Origin of the sequence: Pseudomonas arsenicoxydans (assembly GCF_006438915.1) — a bacterium.
Classification (GTDB): Bacteria; Pseudomonadota; Gammaproteobacteria; order Pseudomonadales; family Pseudomonadaceae; genus Aquipseudomonas; species Aquipseudomonas arsenicoxydans_A.
On the sequence record NZ_RCZE01000004.1, the window covers coordinates 104,443 to 119,623 of the forward strand.

The 15,181-nt window shown below is 61.3% G+C and carries 15 protein-coding genes; 4 read left to right on the forward strand and 11 right to left on the reverse strand.

The features are described from left to right. Positions 1 to 40 precede the first annotated feature (40 nt). The 5 genes from EAH78_RS09415 to EAH78_RS09440 all read right to left on the reverse strand — a co-directional run bounded on the left by EAH78_RS09415 (position 41) and on the right by EAH78_RS09440 (position 5,005). Positions 41 to 1,351 carry an MFS transporter gene (locus EAH78_RS09415; protein ID WP_140667307.1) on the reverse strand — a complete coding sequence of 437 codons (1,311 nt, stop codon included), beginning with the start codon at positions 1,349 to 1,351 and terminating at the stop codon, positions 41 to 43. Between the two features lie 187 nt (positions 1,352 to 1,538). Continuing rightward, positions 1,539 to 2,687, reverse strand: a complete 1,149-nt coding sequence (dgoD, locus tag EAH78_RS09425; protein ID WP_140667308.1) for a galactonate dehydratase — start codon at positions 2,685 to 2,687, stop codon at positions 1,539 to 1,541. 45 nt (positions 2,688 to 2,732) lie between these two features. Continuing rightward, on the reverse strand, positions 2,733 to 3,353 hold the full coding sequence (locus EAH78_RS09430; RefSeq protein ID WP_140667309.1) for a 2-dehydro-3-deoxy-6-phosphogalactonate aldolase: 621 nt from the start codon (positions 3,351 to 3,353) through the stop codon (positions 2,733 to 2,735). A gap of 19 nt (positions 3,354 to 3,372) precedes the next feature. Beyond that, entirely contained in the window at positions 3,373 to 4,365 is a 993-nt protein-coding gene (locus EAH78_RS09435) for a 2-dehydro-3-deoxygalactonokinase (protein ID WP_140667310.1), read from the reverse strand. A 157-nt stretch (positions 4,366 to 4,522) separates the two neighbouring features. Then, positions 4,523 to 5,005, reverse strand: a complete 483-nt coding sequence (locus EAH78_RS09440; RefSeq protein ID WP_090186699.1) for a GNAT family N-acetyltransferase — start codon at positions 5,003 to 5,005, stop codon at positions 4,523 to 4,525. A 236-nt stretch (positions 5,006 to 5,241) separates the two neighbouring features. On the opposite strand from EAH78_RS09440, the gene EAH78_RS09450 reads away from it, so the two are divergent. From EAH78_RS09450 to EAH78_RS09465, 4 genes are all read left to right on the forward strand, one after another. Further along, positions 5,242 to 5,895, forward strand: coding sequence for an HD domain-containing protein (locus tag EAH78_RS09450; RefSeq protein ID WP_140667312.1), 654 nt, complete (start codon positions 5,242 to 5,244; stop codon positions 5,893 to 5,895). 112 nt (positions 5,896 to 6,007) lie between these two features. Further along, a complete protein-coding gene (locus tag EAH78_RS09455) occupies positions 6,008 to 7,207 on the forward strand; it encodes an MFS transporter (protein ID WP_140667313.1) in 1,200 nt (399 codons plus the stop codon). Between the two features lie 83 nt (positions 7,208 to 7,290). Next, on the forward strand, positions 7,291 to 7,629 hold the full coding sequence (locus EAH78_RS09460; protein WP_140667314.1) for a hypothetical protein: 339 nt from the start codon (positions 7,291 to 7,293) through the stop codon (positions 7,627 to 7,629). A gap of 44 nt (positions 7,630 to 7,673) precedes the next feature. Continuing rightward, entirely contained in the window at positions 7,674 to 7,928 is a 255-nt protein-coding gene (locus EAH78_RS09465; RefSeq protein WP_140667315.1) for a hypothetical protein, read from the forward strand. 126 nt (positions 7,929 to 8,054) lie between these two features. Here EAH78_RS09465 and EAH78_RS09470 read toward each other — a convergent pair whose 3' ends face one another. The 6 genes from EAH78_RS09470 to araG form a co-directional block, all read right to left on the reverse strand. Next, positions 8,055 to 8,984 carry a PfkB family carbohydrate kinase gene (locus EAH78_RS09470; protein WP_140667316.1) on the reverse strand — a complete coding sequence of 310 codons (930 nt, stop codon included), beginning with the start codon at positions 8,982 to 8,984 and terminating at the stop codon, positions 8,055 to 8,057. Beyond that, positions 8,977 to 10,443 carry a purine-cytosine permease family protein gene (locus EAH78_RS09475; RefSeq protein ID WP_140667317.1) on the reverse strand — a complete coding sequence of 489 codons (1,467 nt, stop codon included), beginning with the start codon at positions 10,441 to 10,443 and terminating at the stop codon, positions 8,977 to 8,979. The genes EAH78_RS09470 and EAH78_RS09475 overlap by 8 nt, the downstream gene beginning before the upstream one ends. Before the next feature lie 225 nt (positions 10,444 to 10,668). Further along, positions 10,669 to 11,667 (reverse strand): ADP-ribosylglycohydrolase family protein, encoded by a 999-nt coding sequence (locus tag EAH78_RS09485; protein ID WP_140667319.1) that lies wholly within the window; start codon positions 11,665 to 11,667, stop codon positions 10,669 to 10,671. After that, entirely contained in the window at positions 11,664 to 12,377 is a 714-nt protein-coding gene (locus EAH78_RS09490; RefSeq protein ID WP_140667320.1) for a GntR family transcriptional regulator, read from the reverse strand. The genes EAH78_RS09485 and EAH78_RS09490 overlap by 4 nt, the downstream gene beginning before the upstream one ends. A 232-nt stretch (positions 12,378 to 12,609) precedes the next feature. Further along, positions 12,610 to 13,578 (reverse strand): L-arabinose ABC transporter permease AraH, encoded by a 969-nt coding sequence (gene araH / locus EAH78_RS09495; RefSeq protein ID WP_140667321.1) that lies wholly within the window; start codon positions 13,576 to 13,578, stop codon positions 12,610 to 12,612. 12 nt (positions 13,579 to 13,590) lie between these two features. Further along, a complete protein-coding gene (araG, locus tag EAH78_RS09500) occupies positions 13,591 to 15,135 on the reverse strand; it encodes an L-arabinose ABC transporter ATP-binding protein AraG (RefSeq protein ID WP_140667322.1) in 1,545 nt (514 codons plus the stop codon). Between the last annotated feature and the right edge of the window lie 46 nt (positions 15,136 to 15,181).

Consider the following 15,181-nt stretch of genomic DNA (forward strand, 5'->3'; position numbering starts at 1 on the left):
CGAGTGAACGGGCGGCATTATGGTCGCCCGATGCCTGCGACTACAACTTGATACGCTCGACTTTGCCCACCAGCAAGATGTAGGAAAGCGCGCCAATTAATGCCAGCACCGCGATGTAGGTAATCGCCGGGGCAAACGAGTCGCCGGTCGCCAGGAAACCGATGACAATCGGCGTGGTAATCGCCGACAGGTTGCCGATGAAGTTGAACACCCCGCCGGTCAGTCCCAGCAAACGCGCCGGTGCCAAGGTTGAAACCAGCGACCAGGTGATCGACGCCAGCCCGTTGCCGAAGAACGCCAGCGCGAGGAACGCGATCACCAGCGGCGTCGATTCCACGAAGTTGGCGCCGATGATCGAGGTGGAGATCAGCAGACCGCCAATGATCGGCAACTTGCGAGCAAAACCTACCGTGTAACCGCGACGGATCAGGAAGTCGGAGAAGAACCCCGAACACAGTACACCGACGAACGCGGCGAGAAACGGCAGCGACGCCAACAGGCCGGACTTGATGAAGTCCATGCCGCGATATTTCACCAGGTAAGTCGGGAACCACGTCAGGAAAAACCACAACGTCGAGTTGAGGCAGAACTGGCCGAGGTAGATGCCCCACAGTTTGCGTTTGCTCAGGACAATCCCGAGGTCAGTCCAGCTGAATTTCGCTTTGACCTTGGCTTGTTCAGCCTGGATATCCACCAACCCGCCGCCCTCGCGGATCAGGTCGATTTCGGCGTCGTTGGCGCCTTTGAAATCCCGCGGCTCGCGGTACACCGCGTACCAGATCACCGCCCACAGAATGCCCACCGCACCCGTGCTGACAAACACCATGTGCCAGCCGAATTCGTGCTGAAGCCAAGCGAGAACCGGCGTCAGGAAGGCCAGGCCGACAAACTGCCCGGAGGTGTAGAAACCGATGGCCGTGGCGCGTTCGCGCTCGGGAAACCAGGTGGTGACCACGCGGCTGTTGATCGGATACGCCGGCGCTTCGAGGGCACCGACCGCCATGCGCAAGACGAACAGCGCGATGAAGCTGGCGGCGAAACCCAGCATCACTGTCGCGATCGACCACAGCAGCAAGGCGACGCTGTAAAGAATGCGCGGCGGCACACGGTCCACCAGCCAGCCGCCGGGGATCTGCATCGCGGCGTAGGTCCAGCCGAAGGCCGAGAAGATCAGCCCGACGTGAATCGGGTCGATGCCCAGTTCGCTGGTCAACGCCGGGGCGGCGATGGACAGGTTGCTGCGGTCCAGGTAGTTGATCACCACGGTGATGAACAGCAGGACCATGATGAAAAATCGCTTGCGACTGGGCGTCACCAACGACGCTTGCCCGGTGAGGGTTTGCGGTTGCATGAGGAGTGCCTCTTCTTATGTTTATTGAGGTCAATGTGAAACGCAGATCTCGCTAACCATGGAGATCAAATGTGGGAGCGGGCTTGCTCGCGAAAGCGGTGTATCAGTCAACATCTATGTTTAATGTGATGACCTCTTCGCGAGCAAGCCCGCTCCCACACTGGATTTGTGGTGAGTCAGGAAGCACTCACCACTCCGCAAAACTGCCATCGGCATGGCGCCAGATCGGGTTGCGCCAGCGGTGGCCGACGGCCGCGCGTTCGATCACGTATTCCTCGTTGATCTCGATGCCCAGCCCCGGGCCCTTCGGGATCTTCACGAAGCCTTTGTCGTAGTCGAACACCCGCGGATCTTTCACGTAATCGAGCAGGTCGTTGCTCTCGTTGTAGTGGATGCCCAGGCTCTGTTCCTGGATGAACGCGTTGTAGCAAACCGCGTCCAGTTGCAGGCACGCCGCCAGCGCAATCGGTCCCAGCGGGCAATGCAGCGCCAGCGCCACGTCGTAGGCTTCGGCCATGTTGGCGATCTTGCGGGTCTCGGTGATGCCGCCGGCGTGCGACGCATCCGGCTGGATGATGTCGACGTAACCTTCGCTGAGCACGCGCTTGAAATCCCAGCGCGAAAACAGCCGCTCACCGAGGGAAATCGGAGTGCTGGTCAGCGGCGCCAACTCCTTCAGCGCTTCGTAGTTTTCGCTGAGCACCGGCTCTTCGATGAACATCAGTTTGTACGGATCAAGTTCCTTCATCAGCACCTTGGCCATCGGCTTGTGCACCCGGCCATGGAAGTCGACGCCGATGCCGACGTTCGGCCCAACCGCGTCACGCACGGCCGCGACGTTGGCCAGGGCGAGGTCGACTTTCTCGAAGGAATCGAGGAATTGCAGCTCTTCGGTGCCGTTCATTTTCACCGCAGTGAAACCACGGGAGACCGCTTCTTTCGCCGCACGCGCGGTGTCGGCCGGACGGTCGCCGCCGATCCACGAATACACCCGAATCTTGTCGCGCACCTGACCACCGAGCAGATCACTGACCGACACGCCCAGGGCCTTGCCCTTGATGTCCCACAGCGCCTGATCGATACCGGCCAGCGCGCTCATGTGGATCGCGCCGCCCCGGTAGAAGCCGCCGCGATAGAGCACGGTCCAGATGTCTTCGATGTTGCGTGGGTCTTTGCCGATCAGGTAGTCGGACAATTCTTCAACGGCAGCCGCAACGGTGTGGGCGCGACCTTCAACCACAGGCTCGCCCCAACCGGTCACGCCCTCGTCGGTTTCGACCTTGAGAAAGCACCAGCGTGGCGGAACGATGAAGGTGGTCAGTTTGGTGATTTTCATTTTCTTCTCTCTTATTAGAGGCAGCGCTCACCGCGCCAAAAAGTCTTAGCGAAAGGCTTTCCAGGCAGCCACGTAGGCCTTGGCGTTGACGGCCACGTCCTCTGGGGTCATTCCCGGTTTGAACAATCCGGAACCGAGACCGAAACCTTTGACGCCTGCGTCGATAAACACCTGCATGTTGTCCGGCGTGATCCCGCCGACCGGCGCCAGAATGGTTCCGGCGGGCAATACTGCGAGCCAGGCTTTGACGACTGCCGGCCCCATCTGCTCGGCGGGGAACATCTTCAGCACGTCGGCGCCTTCGGCCAGTGCGGCGAACGCCTCGGTCGGTGTTGCCACACCCGGCGACAGGAACAACCCCGCCGCTTTCGCTGCGCGCAGCACTTTCGGATCGCTGTGCGGCATGACAATCACTTGGCCACCCACGGCTTTCACCTGCTCGACCTGCTCCGGTGTCAGCACCGTGCCGGCGCCGATCAGGCAATCGGCGGGCAAGGTGCTGCGCAGGATGCGGATACTTTCGTACGGCTCAGGGGAATTGAGCGGCACTTCGATGACGCGAAATCCGGCGGCGTACAGGACTTCGCCGATGGCCGCCGCTTCTTCCGGGCGCAGGCCACGCAGGATCGCGATCAGGCCGTTTTGCGCCAAGGCGTGTTTGAGCATGTCAGACCTCCAGTCAGGTTTAACGGGATGGGTTGGAAGTGATCAGTCCGGCGGCGAGCGCCAACTGCCACAACCCGCGTTCGGTGGCTTGTTCGGCCAGCGTCACCCGGGCAAAACCGCAGGCGCCAAGCGCCCGGCTGTAACGGGCACAGAGTTGGGCATTACCGATGAGGATGATCGAAGGCAGGTGCACGCTATTGCGCCGACGCCGCTGGTCTGTCGCCAGCGCCGACAGCTCATGACCGATCAACAAGCCCGACAGATAATCCGCTTGGGCCGTGGCGCAGAGTTCACCGGTCAGCCCGAGGCTGCGGGCACTGAACACCGTCGACAACGGACCAATCTCACCGTCCGCCGACAAGGCCACTTGCACACCTCGGTCAAAAGCCTGGCCATCGAAGGACGCGCCCGGCTGCTGGGTACGCCCCAGAATGCTGTGTTCGCTGAGTACGGCGAAGATTTCACCGGTCATGAAGGTGTCGAAATGCACGATGCAGCCGTCGGCCACTTCCACCCATTTCGAATGACTGCCGGGCAGGCCGATCAACAGATCGCCGCCCGCCTTGCCCTGAAGATTTTGCAGAACGCCCAGCACCTGGGTTTCTTCGCCGCGCATGACATTCGGCAAACGCGACCGCTGAATCACTCCCGGCACGATGTGTACATCGACACCGCGAAGACTGCGAACTGTTTGCAGGGAAGTTCCGAGAGTGGCGACGTTCGCCGGGGTATCGCGGTAAGCCGCTTCACACCAACCCTGGGCGCTGCCGACCATGCCACAGGCAATCACCGGCAAATCCGGCTGCGCGTCGAGCCAGTCACCGCACGCCTCATCGAAGGCCAGTTCAAAACCGTCGGCGCATTCCTCACCGTTGATAATTCGCGGCGTCCGCGGCAGCTGCATGATCCCCGATGACAGCGAACGCTGTTCGAGCACCTGGCCACCCGCGGCGAGTTTATAAGCACGTAATGAGGTTGTCCCCCAATCGAGCGCGATCAATTGCGCCAGCATCGCTTCACCTGTTTTGTTTATTGGCAGTGAGTGAGCAGGACTATAAACCCGGAAGCGGAATAATCTCAATATATAAATATCACTCCCATATATTGGGATGGATGCAAAAAAAATCGCAGCTCATGGCTGCGACCTTTTTAAACGACAAGGCTGACGATCAATTGCCCTCGGCAAACTCGCGCAACACCGCCCCATCCATCCGATACCGAACCCACTCTTCCTGCGGCTGCGCGCCCAGCGATTTATAAAATTCGATCGCCGGTTTGTTCCAGTCCAGCACGCTCCACTCAAACCGCCCGCAATCATTGGCGCAGGCGATTTTCGCCAGGTGGCGCAGCAAGGTTTTGCCCGCGCCGCCGCCGCGTTGTTCGGGGGTGATGTAGAGGTCTTCGAGGTACAGGCAGTTGCTGCCGAGCCAGGTGGAGTAGCTGAAGAAGAATACGGCGAAGCCGATCGGCAGGCCGTCGCGCAGGCAGATCAGGCCGTGGGCGGTGGCGCCTTCGCTGAACAGGCTGCGCTCGATGTCGGCGACGCTGGCGATGACTTCGTGGCGGGCACGTTCGTAGTCGGCCAGTTCAGTGATGAACCCGAGGATTTGCGGTGCATCGCTGGGGGTCGCCGGGCGGATCTCGATCGTCATGGGGACGTGCCTTCGTCAAAGGTTGAAAACGCCATACTAAGTCGGCGCGATGAGATCGTCACATGGGAAAACACTGTGGCGAGGGAGCTTGCTCCCGCTCGGCTGCGCAGCAGGCGTAAAAACTGGCAACCCGGGTTTAACTGAAATACCTTTGCGTTCCGGTTGGGGGCTGCTTCGCAACCCAGCGGGAGCAAGCTCCCTCGTCACAAAAAACGTGTTCACTTCAAAGGACTGTCATGACTATTGATGCTTTCGCGCCGCTGCAAACCCTCGCCGCTGACTTGCTGCCTCATGCGCTGGAACCCTCAGAGGACGGCGCCCATGACCTGTCGCACTTGCAGCGGGTCTGGCACAACGCGCGCACGATTCACGCACAGGAAGGCGGTGATCTTGAGGTGTTGATGGCGGCGGTGCTTTTGCATGATTGCGTGGCGGTAGAAAAGAACTCGCCGCTGCGTTCGCAGGCATCACGACTGGCCGCCAAGAAATCATCTGCCGTGTTGGCCGACCTGAATTGGTCACGCGCCAACATCAGGGCAGTGGCCCACGCCATTGAAGCTCACAGCTTCTCCGCGAACATTCCCGCTACCTCGCTCGAAGCGCAGATCATGCAGGACGCTGACCGCCTCGATTCCCTCGGCCTGCTTGGAGTCGCGCGCACGTTCTACGTTGCCGGACGCATGGGCAGCGCGTTGTACGACCCGCTGGACCCGCAGGCACAGCATCGCGAATACGACGACAAACGCTTTTGCCTCGACCACTTCCAGACCAAGCTGCTGCACCTGGCGAACGGTTTCCAGACCGCAACCGGTCGACACATGGCGCAGATCAGGCATGAGCGCCTGAAGAGCTTCATGGAGCAATTCAAGGAAGAGATCGGCCTCTGCTGAAGGCGATACTCCGGTCAGCACTGATCCTGAAATCAGTAACCACAGACCTAACATCGGCGCCCTCCGTGATAGATAGATAACGCTCACGTCTATCGGGTCAAGGAACCGCGTCATGTCCAGCGCAACACCCCCAGTCTCCAGCCGATTGTTCGGCCTGTTCTGCCTCGCCAGCTATTTGTTGTCGCTGTCCTATGGCGCGACCTTTTTACTGTCGTTGCTGATCGGCTCACGCGGCGGCAATGAACACGATGCCGGCAGTGTGATTTCGGCAGCCATGCTCAGCACCTTTGCGGCGGTGATCGTCTCCGGGCATTTGTCTGACTTGCTCGGTGCCGCGCGCTCGATTGCTTTGTTCGGCGTCCTGCTGGTGGCGGCCAGTCTCGGCTTCGCCTTGAGCCCGGGTTTCGGCAACCTGCTGCTGTTTTTCGGACTGTTGCTGGGGCTGGGTTGGGGCGTGTTTTACACCCTCGGGCCGATCATCGTGGCCAGCCTGGTGACACCGGCCCAACGCGCCAAATACTTCGCGTTGCTGTCGGGCAGCATGATGACCGGGATCGGCAGCGGTCCGTTGCTGGGCCGTGCGGCCAGCGCCCTCGGCTATCCGGTGACCGCGGCGTTTTACCTCGCCGCGCTGGCCAGCCTGATCGGCGTTTTACTGTTCTGGCGACTGGATGCACACCTCAAGAAAACGCCCACCACCTCGGTCGCGCGAATTTCCTGGCGCGCAACGGCGCACGTGCTGTCGTCCCGGGCCGTGTTTCCGATCATCATGGTGGGTCTCGGCGGCTGCGTGTTCGGTGGCCTGTCGAGCTTCCAGACCAGCTACGCCGCATCCCGTTCGCTGGACTATTCACTGTTCTTTTTCGGCTTCATGGGTGCGGCGATCAGCAGCCGCATGCTGATCGCCGGCATCGTGGTCAAGCGCGATCCGCTGCGCGCCTCCTGCCTGTTGTCGGGCCTGATGATGGGCTCGATCGTGCTGTTTGGCTTCGTGGTCGACAGCGGGTTCAGCTATGTACTGGCGGCCATGATGCTCGGGGTCGGATACGGGCTGACCTATTCAGTGATCAATGGCCTTGCGGCCAACGAAGCACCGCATGGCACGACCTCGCAAGCCTTGCTGTTGTTCAGCCTCGCCTACTTCATCGGCGTGTTTGGATTTCCCTTGCTGGCGGGGAAAATCATCGTTGAACACGGGATGTCGACACTGCTGCTGACGGTGCTGGCCGTGGCTGTCGTGAACTGGCTGATCACCGTGGGACGGTTGATCTGGCGGCCTGTTGCACAGGCTAAAGCCGTGCAACAGGCCTAGACCGTTCGTCGTTCATCAGGCACCAATGCCAATCGCGGGCGGACCAACATCAGGTAAGGACTCTATTAAACGGAGACGATGCCATGTTCATGTCCAGGTTGACCGCCCTCGCCCTCACCACGCTGCTGTCCTCTGCCGCGTTCGCCGCCACCCTCGCTGAAGGGACCGGCCCGACCAACCCCGTCGAGAGCCCGAAAGCGCCCGCCATCCAGAGCGCCCCCGGAATGAACACCAACGGCTCCGGCATCGATAACAGCCTGCCGCCCGCCACGGGCACTGACCCACGGAATCAGGGCAACGACGCCGGCCGTCAAGGCGGACTGAACCTGCCCGACACCCGCACACCCGATAACGCCGGCAGCGGCATCGGCTCGAAAACCACCACCGGTGGCTCGGGTTCCGATGGTGGTGCCAATCAATAGCTCGCCGACGCGAGCAACCTCTCCACCACCCTCAAGAGGTAAGCATGAACGACGATAACAACCTGGAAAAAGAAGTCCTGACCCGCCTGTTGCACGCCCACCCGAGTGGCTTGGGCAAGGAAGTCCTGGACAATTATCGTGGTGAGAAAGTCGTGGCCAGCGCCCTCGCCGCCCTGCAGGACCGCGGATTGATTCAACATGGCCATGTGACGTGCAATGAGGCGGGTGAGCACTCTCTGAACCTGCCGATCAAACTGAGTGCTGCGGGTGTCGAGGCGGCGCGCAGGCTGGATTGCTGAGTAAGGCCCCAGATTGTTGTTGAATTGACCGGCCCTTTCGCGAGCAAGCCCGCTCCCACATTTAACCGAGTCAGTTCAGACAACTCGGTCAAATGTGGGAGCGGGCTTGCTCGCGAAGGCTATCGTTCAGACGCTATCAATCTCACGGATCAACGCATCCACCTCAGCGCTCCCCGGCGAAGTCGCCGGCCCCCAGCGCGTCACCGCCAACGCCGCCGCTGCATTCGCCCGTCGCGCCGCCTCAACCGCCGACAACCCGTGCGCCAACCCGGCCACAAACACCCCTGCATGCGCATCGCCCGCGCCGTTGCTGTCCACCGCTGTCACCTTGAAACCCGGCACATGCTGACGCTCGCCATGCTGGCTGATCCAGCACCCTTGCGGGCCATCGCGCACCACCATCAACACCTCGGCGGGCAAGTGATCGACCAAGCGATCCAGCGCCTGCGCAATGTCTGACGCACCGGTAAACCGCAGCACCTCGACACTGTTGCTGGTCCAGATATCGATGCGCGCCAGCAAAGCTTGCATCAAGGGCTCATCCGGCGACTCCACCAGCGGCCCCGGATCGAACACCACGCTAATGCCTTTGGGCAACTCCAACACCCAATCCACCAGCGCCTGCGCCTTGCCGACCTGCAGCAGGCTGTAGCCACTGACGTAGACATAGTCGCCCGCCTCGACCGGCACACTGGCCAGATCGTTTGCGGTTAGTTCACCTTCGGCACCGATGTAGGAAATGAAACTGCGTTCAGCCGATTCATCCGTCACCGCCACGCACAACCCTGTGTCCCGTTCTGCGGGTTGGGCGATGCCGATCCGGATACCTTCCGCCTGCATCGCCTCGCGCGCCAGATCGCCGAAACGCCCGATGCCATGGCGCCCGAGGTAGACCACGGGCAAGCCATTTCGCTGGGCAGCGGCCATCACATTGAAGCCGCCGCCGGCTTCGAAACTGGCGGACTTCGCCAGCACGTCGCCTCCGGTTTGAGGCAATTTATCCACGGCCATGACCAGGTCGATGATGACTTGGCCGGTGTGCAGCAAATTAGGCATGAGCATTCTCGGTCATGGCGGCGCGGCGATCCTTGGCGCCACCGAGTACGAAGTAAATCCCGCCGGCCACCAGGAACGTCACGACCCAGCCCAGGCCGTTGTGGCCCAGCCACGAGTCGGACAGGAAACCACGGAACCACACCGTCTGTTCGGTGGTGCCGATGGTGGTGAAACTGAAGCCCAGCACAATCGCTACGGCCCACGCACCGAAAGCGCGCCATTCGATACCGCCGCTGTACCAGTAAGCGCTGCTTGGGCTGACGTCAAGCAGGTCTTGGGGGCTGTAGTAATGACGGTGAATCAGGTCGACGACAAAAATCCCGACCCACGCGGTAATCGGCACCGCCAGCAAGGAAATGAAGGTAATGAACGGGCCATAGAAGCTGTCCGCGATCAGCATGAAGTAGATCGAACCGGCGAAGATCGCGACGATATCGACCACCACCGCGTACACGCGTTTGACCTTCAAACCGAGGGTCAACGTGGTCAGCCCGGCCGAATACACCGACAGGTTATTCGACAGCAGCAAGCCGCCGAATGCGGTGATCAGGTACGGCACGGCCATCCAGGTCGGCAGCATGTCGCGGATTGCGATGATCGGGTCAGTGGCGGAAGCCAGGTCATTGTTACCCACCGACAGCAGGCCGCCGAGGGTGATCAGCAACACCAGTGGAATCCCCGCGCCGAACGCTGCCGACGCCACCAGGCGCACCGCTTTGACACTGCGATGCTGGTAGCGCGACATGTCGGCACCGGCGTTGGCCCAACCGATCCCGGTGCCGGCGGCCATGGTGCCGACGCCGATGATCATCGCGCTCAGCGGTGCAGGCGTGGCGTTGAACACGGCGCTCCAGTCGATGGTGGCGCAGAGGAAGCCGCCAACCACAATGTTCAGCGCACCGAACACGTAAGTCGCCCACTTTTGAATCACCAGCAACGTGGCGTGACCGAGGCCGGACACCGACAACGTCAGCAGCACGAAAATCGCGATAAACAGCAACGTCAGGACCGGCGCGCTTTTGGCTTCTACCGGCGAACCGAAGAGGATCGAGCACAGCGACAGCAACACGAACGCGGCGGTGGTGGTGTTGACGGTTTCCCAGCCCAGGCGCGACATCAGCGAGACCAGGGTCGGGCCGATATTGCCGCGTACGCCGAAGATTGCGCGCGACAGCGTCAGGCTCGGCGCACGGCCACGACGACCGGCGATGGAGATGATCCCGACCACCGCGAAAGAACCGGCGGCGCCGAGGATCGCAACGATGATTGCCTGCCAGATCGCCAGGCCACGAAACGCCACCAGCGTGGCGCCCAGGGGCAGGCCAAGGATGGAAATGTTGGCAGCGAACCAGACCCAGAACAGTTGCAGCGGATGCCCGTTGCACTCCGCTTCCGGCACCGGCTCGATGCCGCGTGTTTCCAGTTGCCCGGCGCTTTGCCCGGCGTTTGACGAACTCATGAAAATACTCCTGTTGCCATTTTTGTGGTTGTGGGCAATTGCGGAAGTCGAGACAACATCCCGGCTGTCCCTGTGGCGAGGGAGCTTGCTCCCGCTGGGATGCGAAGCGGCCCCAAATCCAGAGACCGTGGTATGTCAGATGAAACGGGTTACAGGGTTTGCGACTGCTGCGCAGCCGAGCGGGAGCAAGCTCCCTCGCCACAAATGACTCCATTCACCCTAAGGTCAGCGCAGGGCGAGGAGCCCTTGCACCAACGGTTCCAGCTCCAGGCCATTAACCGCTTTGACCTTGTCGATCATCGCCACCGGCCAACTCTCAAGACCCAGACAAGCCCCGAGCATCGCGCCGAGAATCGCCGCAATCGTATCGGTATCGCCGCCCAATCCGGCAGCCATGCACACCGCTTCGAAGGCACTCATTTCGCCAATGGCGACTTGTTGCGCCAGGGTAAACGAGACCACCACCGATTCCTGCGAGGCCACCGAAGTGCCGATCACGTCGTACATCACATCCGCCAGCAGCGCCTTGTCGCTGTCGACACTGATGCTGCGCGCCCAGCTGATGCGCGAGGCAATCCGCCCGCCCGCCACCCAGTGGCCATGACCTTCGGCCTGCTGCGCGATGTGTTGACCGAGGTTCAGCGCCTCGCCCAAATCCATGCCATTGATCCCGGCGGAAATCACCGCCGCCACCGCCGCCGCGCTGGAGATGCCCAGCGTGGTGTTGTGGGTGACCTGACAGGCTTGCACCACCGCTTTGATGAAACGCTCAGGGTCGGCGACATCTGCCGCAATGCCGACCGGCGTGATGCGCATCGCCGCGCCATTGGTGGTGCCGTAACGCCCCGCCTCTTCCGGCGAATGACCGGCGAGGATCATCTCGATTGCTCGTTTGGTCGAAGGCCCGAGCAAGTCCTGCGAACCCTTGGCCTGCATTTCGGCTTCCCATTCGATCAGCCGTTGCGCCAGTACCGACGGTTCGATCCTGCCCTCCCCTTCAATCAGCAACTGACCGACCAGAATCGCCTGCTCGGTGTCGTCGGTGATCGAGCCCTTGGGCATGTTGGCGGCGATCGGTTGATCGGGGCCGGCGTCTTCGAGATCGGTGATTTCGCCGAAGCGCGCCTTGATCTCGGCGCGGCTCAGGGATTGGGTCGGCATGCCCAGCGCGTCGCCCAGGGCCAGTCCGTAGAACGCGCCCAGGGCACGGTTGAGCGCCGTCATTTCGGGGTTCCAAATGGCAGGTGCAAACGAAAGTGCACAGGATCGAGCAAGCTTTCGACTTGTTCCATGAAGCGGTTTTGCCGGTCGTAGGTGGTCCGCAGTGCCTTGAGGAATACGGTGCCCACCGGACGCCCGAGCAACTCGGCGTCTTCGGCATTCAGAGGTTCGGCGCCGATCCATTGATCGCCGCGTTCGCCGATGTAGCCGTAGGCGGCCAGGGTGATGGTCAGGGAATTGTCGATCAGGCCAACACGCGGCAAGCTTTCCAGGCCGCCGGTCGCGGGCATCAATGAGCGTTCGAGGGAGACCAGCGTGCCGTCGTTGGAGCGGCGACGCCGGTCGAGGGTGATGAATTGGTCGGTGCCGAAACGCGGCAACAGGTCCGCACGCGTCACCGCTTCCAGCCGCAGCACTTCGGTATTGATCAGCGCTCCGCTGTCGGCCAGCGCCTGGGCCCAGCCGCTGCGCTGATCGAGCACCACACCGTCGAAGGTAACGATGGAACCGACACCGCTTTGCGTCGCGATGTAGTTACGCCGTTTCAACTCGGCGAGTGCTTCACGCAGCGTGCCTCGGCTAACTTTGAATTCTTGAGCCAACTGATGCTCGCCCGGCAGCAGAAAGCCGTCCTCCATGAGGCCGCTTTCGATGCGCCGGATGAGTTCGTCGACCACCCGTTGTTTCTTGTCAAATCGTACCTGTCTAATCATGTACAAATAGATACCCGAAACGGGTTGGTGCGAGCAAGGAATATTTATGGGAAGTGACGGAAGGATGGCCGCCGATAGTGACTTCGGCGCGATCTAATGTGGGAGCGGGCTTGCTCGCGAAGGCGGTGTGTCATTCAGTGCTTATGTTGACTGACACACCGCCTTCGCGAGCAAGCCCGCTCCCACATTGAACCCAGTGCTTACCTATAGAATTTGTGCAGGTGCAGGCTGGTTAGCGCTGTTTCAAGCGGTCGATGACGACGGCCAACAGCAAGATCGAACCACGAATCACGTACTGGTAAAACGTGTCGATGTTCTTCAGGTTCATCGCATTTTCAATAATCGCCAGAATCAACACCCCGGCAATCACATGCCGGATCATGCCGATCCCGCCGCTCAACGACACCCCGCCCAGCACGCAAGCCGAGATCACCGTCAGCTCGAAACCCTGGCCAATCATCGGCTGCCCGGAGGTCATGCGCGACGCCAGGATCACCCCGGCCAACGCGCCGATCACGCCATGCACGGCGAAGATGAGGATCTTGGTCCGGTCAACGTTAACCCCGGCCAGCAATGCCGCTTCCTGGTTGCCGCCGATGGCCATGGTATTGCGCCCATAGGTGGTGTAATTCAGCAGCCAGCCGAAAAACAGGAAGCAAACGATGGTGATCAGGATCGGCACCGGCACGCCGAACAACTGGCCGTTGCCGAAGACGAAGAACTGCTCTTGCGACACGCCAACCGCTTTGCCATTGGCGAAGATGTAAGCCAGGCCGCGAACGATCTGCATGGTCGCCAGCGTGGTGATCAACGCGTTGACCCGCAGCTTGGCAATCACGATGCCGTTGATCAGCCCGACAATCAGGCCCATGAACAGCGCTGCCGTCACCCCAAGAAAGACGCTGTCGGTATCGCGCATGACCACCGCCGCGACCACGCCGGCGCAGGCAATCACCGACCCCACGGACAAGTCGAAATGCCCGGACGCCAGGCAATACAGCATGGTGCACGCGGCAATCCCGGTGGTGGAAATCGCCAGTCCAAGGCCACGCATGTTCAGTGGCGAGAGGAAGTTGTCGATCAGCAGCGTGCAGAGCACGAAGATCCCGACGGCCGCCAGCAGCATCACCCAGTCATCGAGAAAGCGCCGCAGGTCCAGGGGTTTGCGCTCAGTAGGCAGCGTGTTGTTTTGGGTTGTCATCATAGTCACCTCTCAGTTCGCCACGCCGTCAGCGCGTTGGCGCGGCAAAGCCAGTTGCAGCAGGTTGGATTCATTGGCCTCGGCGCGAGACAACTCGCCGCGCATCGCGCCTTCGCAGAGCACCAGGATGCGGTCGGAAATACCCATCACTTCCATCAGGTCGCTGGACACCACGATCACCGCGATGCCGCTTTCGGCCAGGTTATGGATGATCTGGTAGATCTCGGCCTTGGCCCCGATGTCGATGCCTCGAGTCGGTTCGTCGAGCAGCAGGACTTTCATCGGCATCGACAGCCAGCGACCGAGAATGGCCTTCTGCTGATTGCCGCCGGACAGGTACATGATTTTCTGTTCGGCGCTGGGCGTCTTCACCTTCAGCGCCTTGATATGTTTGTCGGCATTGCCCTTTTCCCACAGGCCACGCAACAGGCAGCCGAAGGTCGAATGCGCGCCACGTGCGCTGATGTTGATGTTCTCGGCGACACTGGCGAGCGGGATGATGCCCTCCTTCTTGCGGTCCTCGGGGCACAGCAGAATCCCGGCCGCAATCGCATCTCGGGGTGAGCGCAGTTTCAGTTCATGGCCGCGTAATTCCAGGCGTCCGGCCGTGTTGCGCTCCAAGCCGCTGAGCAGACGGAACAACTCCGTGCGCCCGGCGCCGACCAGCCCGAACAACCCCAGGATCTCGCCTTTGTGCGCCTCGAAACTCACCGGTTCGCGCAAGCCAGGGCCGAGCAGGCCATCGACCTTGAGCGCCACCGCGCCACGTTGCCGAGCGCGGTAATCGTAGATGTCCTGGATGTCGCGACCGACCATGCACGTCACCAATTGGTCGTGAGTCAGCTCGCTCATGTCCTCGAAGGTGCGCACGTAGCGGCCGTCCTTGAACACCGTCACCGCGTTGCAGATGCGGAAAACTTCTTCCATGCGATGGGAGACGTAAAGCACCACTTTGCCTTCGTCGCGCAGGCGTCCGATGATCGCCATCAAGCGGTCGATCTCGCGCGCCGACAGGCTGCTGGTCGGTTCGTCGAACGCAATCACATGGGCGCCACGGGACAGCGCCTTGGCGATTTCCACCAGTTGCCGCTGCCCGAGGGACAAGCGCCCGACTTTCTCTTGCGGGTCGATTTCATCGGCCAGGCCTTTGAGGCAAGCCAACGCCTGTTGGCGCAAGGCGCCACGATTGATCAGACCGAAACTGGCCGGCAGGTGCCCAAGGAACAGGTTCTCCGCAACGGTCATTTCGGGGACCAGGTGCAATTCCTGATGGATCACCGCGACGCCGCTGGCGATGCTGTCGGCGGTGGATTTGAACGCCATCGTCTGTTCGCCGATCTGCAGGTCGCCACTGCTCGGGGTGTAGGCGCCGCCGAGGATTTTCAGCAGGGTCGATTTGCCGGCGCCGTTCTCGCCCATCAAGGCATGAACCTGCCCCGGGTGCGCGACGAAGCTGATGGCATCCAGCGCCTTCACGCCGGGAAAAGTCTTGCCGATCCCGTTGAAGCGCAGGCTGCCGCCGACGCTGTGCTCATGTGTCTGTACTTGCGCGTGCATAAACCACCTCTTCACAGATCAGGCAGCCCCGTCGCCAGGGCCGCCG

Excerpts from the sequence above, each read along its gene's own strand:
- EAH78_RS09415 (WP_140667307.1), bottom strand. The coding sequence starts at position 1,351 with ATGCAACCGCAAACCCTCACCGGGCAAGCGTCGTTGGTGACGCCCAGT.
- dgoD (WP_140667308.1), bottom strand. The coding sequence starts at position 2,687 with ATGAAAATCACCAAACTGACCACCTTCATCGTTCCGCCACGCTGGTGC.
- EAH78_RS09430 (WP_140667309.1), bottom strand. The coding sequence starts at position 3,353 with ATGCTCAAACACGCCTTGGCGCAAAACGGCCTGATCGCGATCCTGCGT.
- EAH78_RS09435 (WP_140667310.1), bottom strand. The coding sequence starts at position 4,365 with ATGCTGGCGCAATTGATCGCGCTCGATTGGGGGACAACCTCATTACGT.
- EAH78_RS09440 (WP_090186699.1), bottom strand. The coding sequence starts at position 5,005 with ATGACGATCGAGATCCGCCCGGCGACCCCCAGCGATGCACCGCAAATC.
- EAH78_RS09450 (WP_140667312.1), top strand. The coding sequence starts at position 5,242 with ATGACTATTGATGCTTTCGCGCCGCTGCAAACCCTCGCCGCTGACTTG.
- EAH78_RS09455 (WP_140667313.1), top strand. The coding sequence starts at position 6,008 with ATGTCCAGCGCAACACCCCCAGTCTCCAGCCGATTGTTCGGCCTGTTC.
- EAH78_RS09460 (WP_140667314.1), top strand. The coding sequence starts at position 7,291 with ATGTTCATGTCCAGGTTGACCGCCCTCGCCCTCACCACGCTGCTGTCC.
- EAH78_RS09465 (WP_140667315.1), top strand. The coding sequence starts at position 7,674 with ATGAACGACGATAACAACCTGGAAAAAGAAGTCCTGACCCGCCTGTTG.
- EAH78_RS09470 (WP_140667316.1), bottom strand. The coding sequence starts at position 8,984 with ATGCCTAATTTGCTGCACACCGGCCAAGTCATCATCGACCTGGTCATG.
- EAH78_RS09475 (WP_140667317.1), bottom strand. The coding sequence starts at position 10,443 with ATGAGTTCGTCAAACGCCGGGCAAAGCGCCGGGCAACTGGAAACACGC.
- EAH78_RS09485 (WP_140667319.1), bottom strand. The coding sequence starts at position 11,667 with ATGACGGCGCTCAACCGTGCCCTGGGCGCGTTCTACGGACTGGCCCTG.
- EAH78_RS09490 (WP_140667320.1), bottom strand. The coding sequence starts at position 12,377 with ATGATTAGACAGGTACGATTTGACAAGAAACAACGGGTGGTCGACGAA.
- araH (WP_140667321.1), bottom strand. The coding sequence starts at position 13,578 with ATGACAACCCAAAACAACACGCTGCCTACTGAGCGCAAACCCCTGGAC.
- araG (WP_140667322.1), bottom strand. The coding sequence starts at position 15,135 with ATGCACGCGCAAGTACAGACACATGAGCACAGCGTCGGCGGCAGCCTG.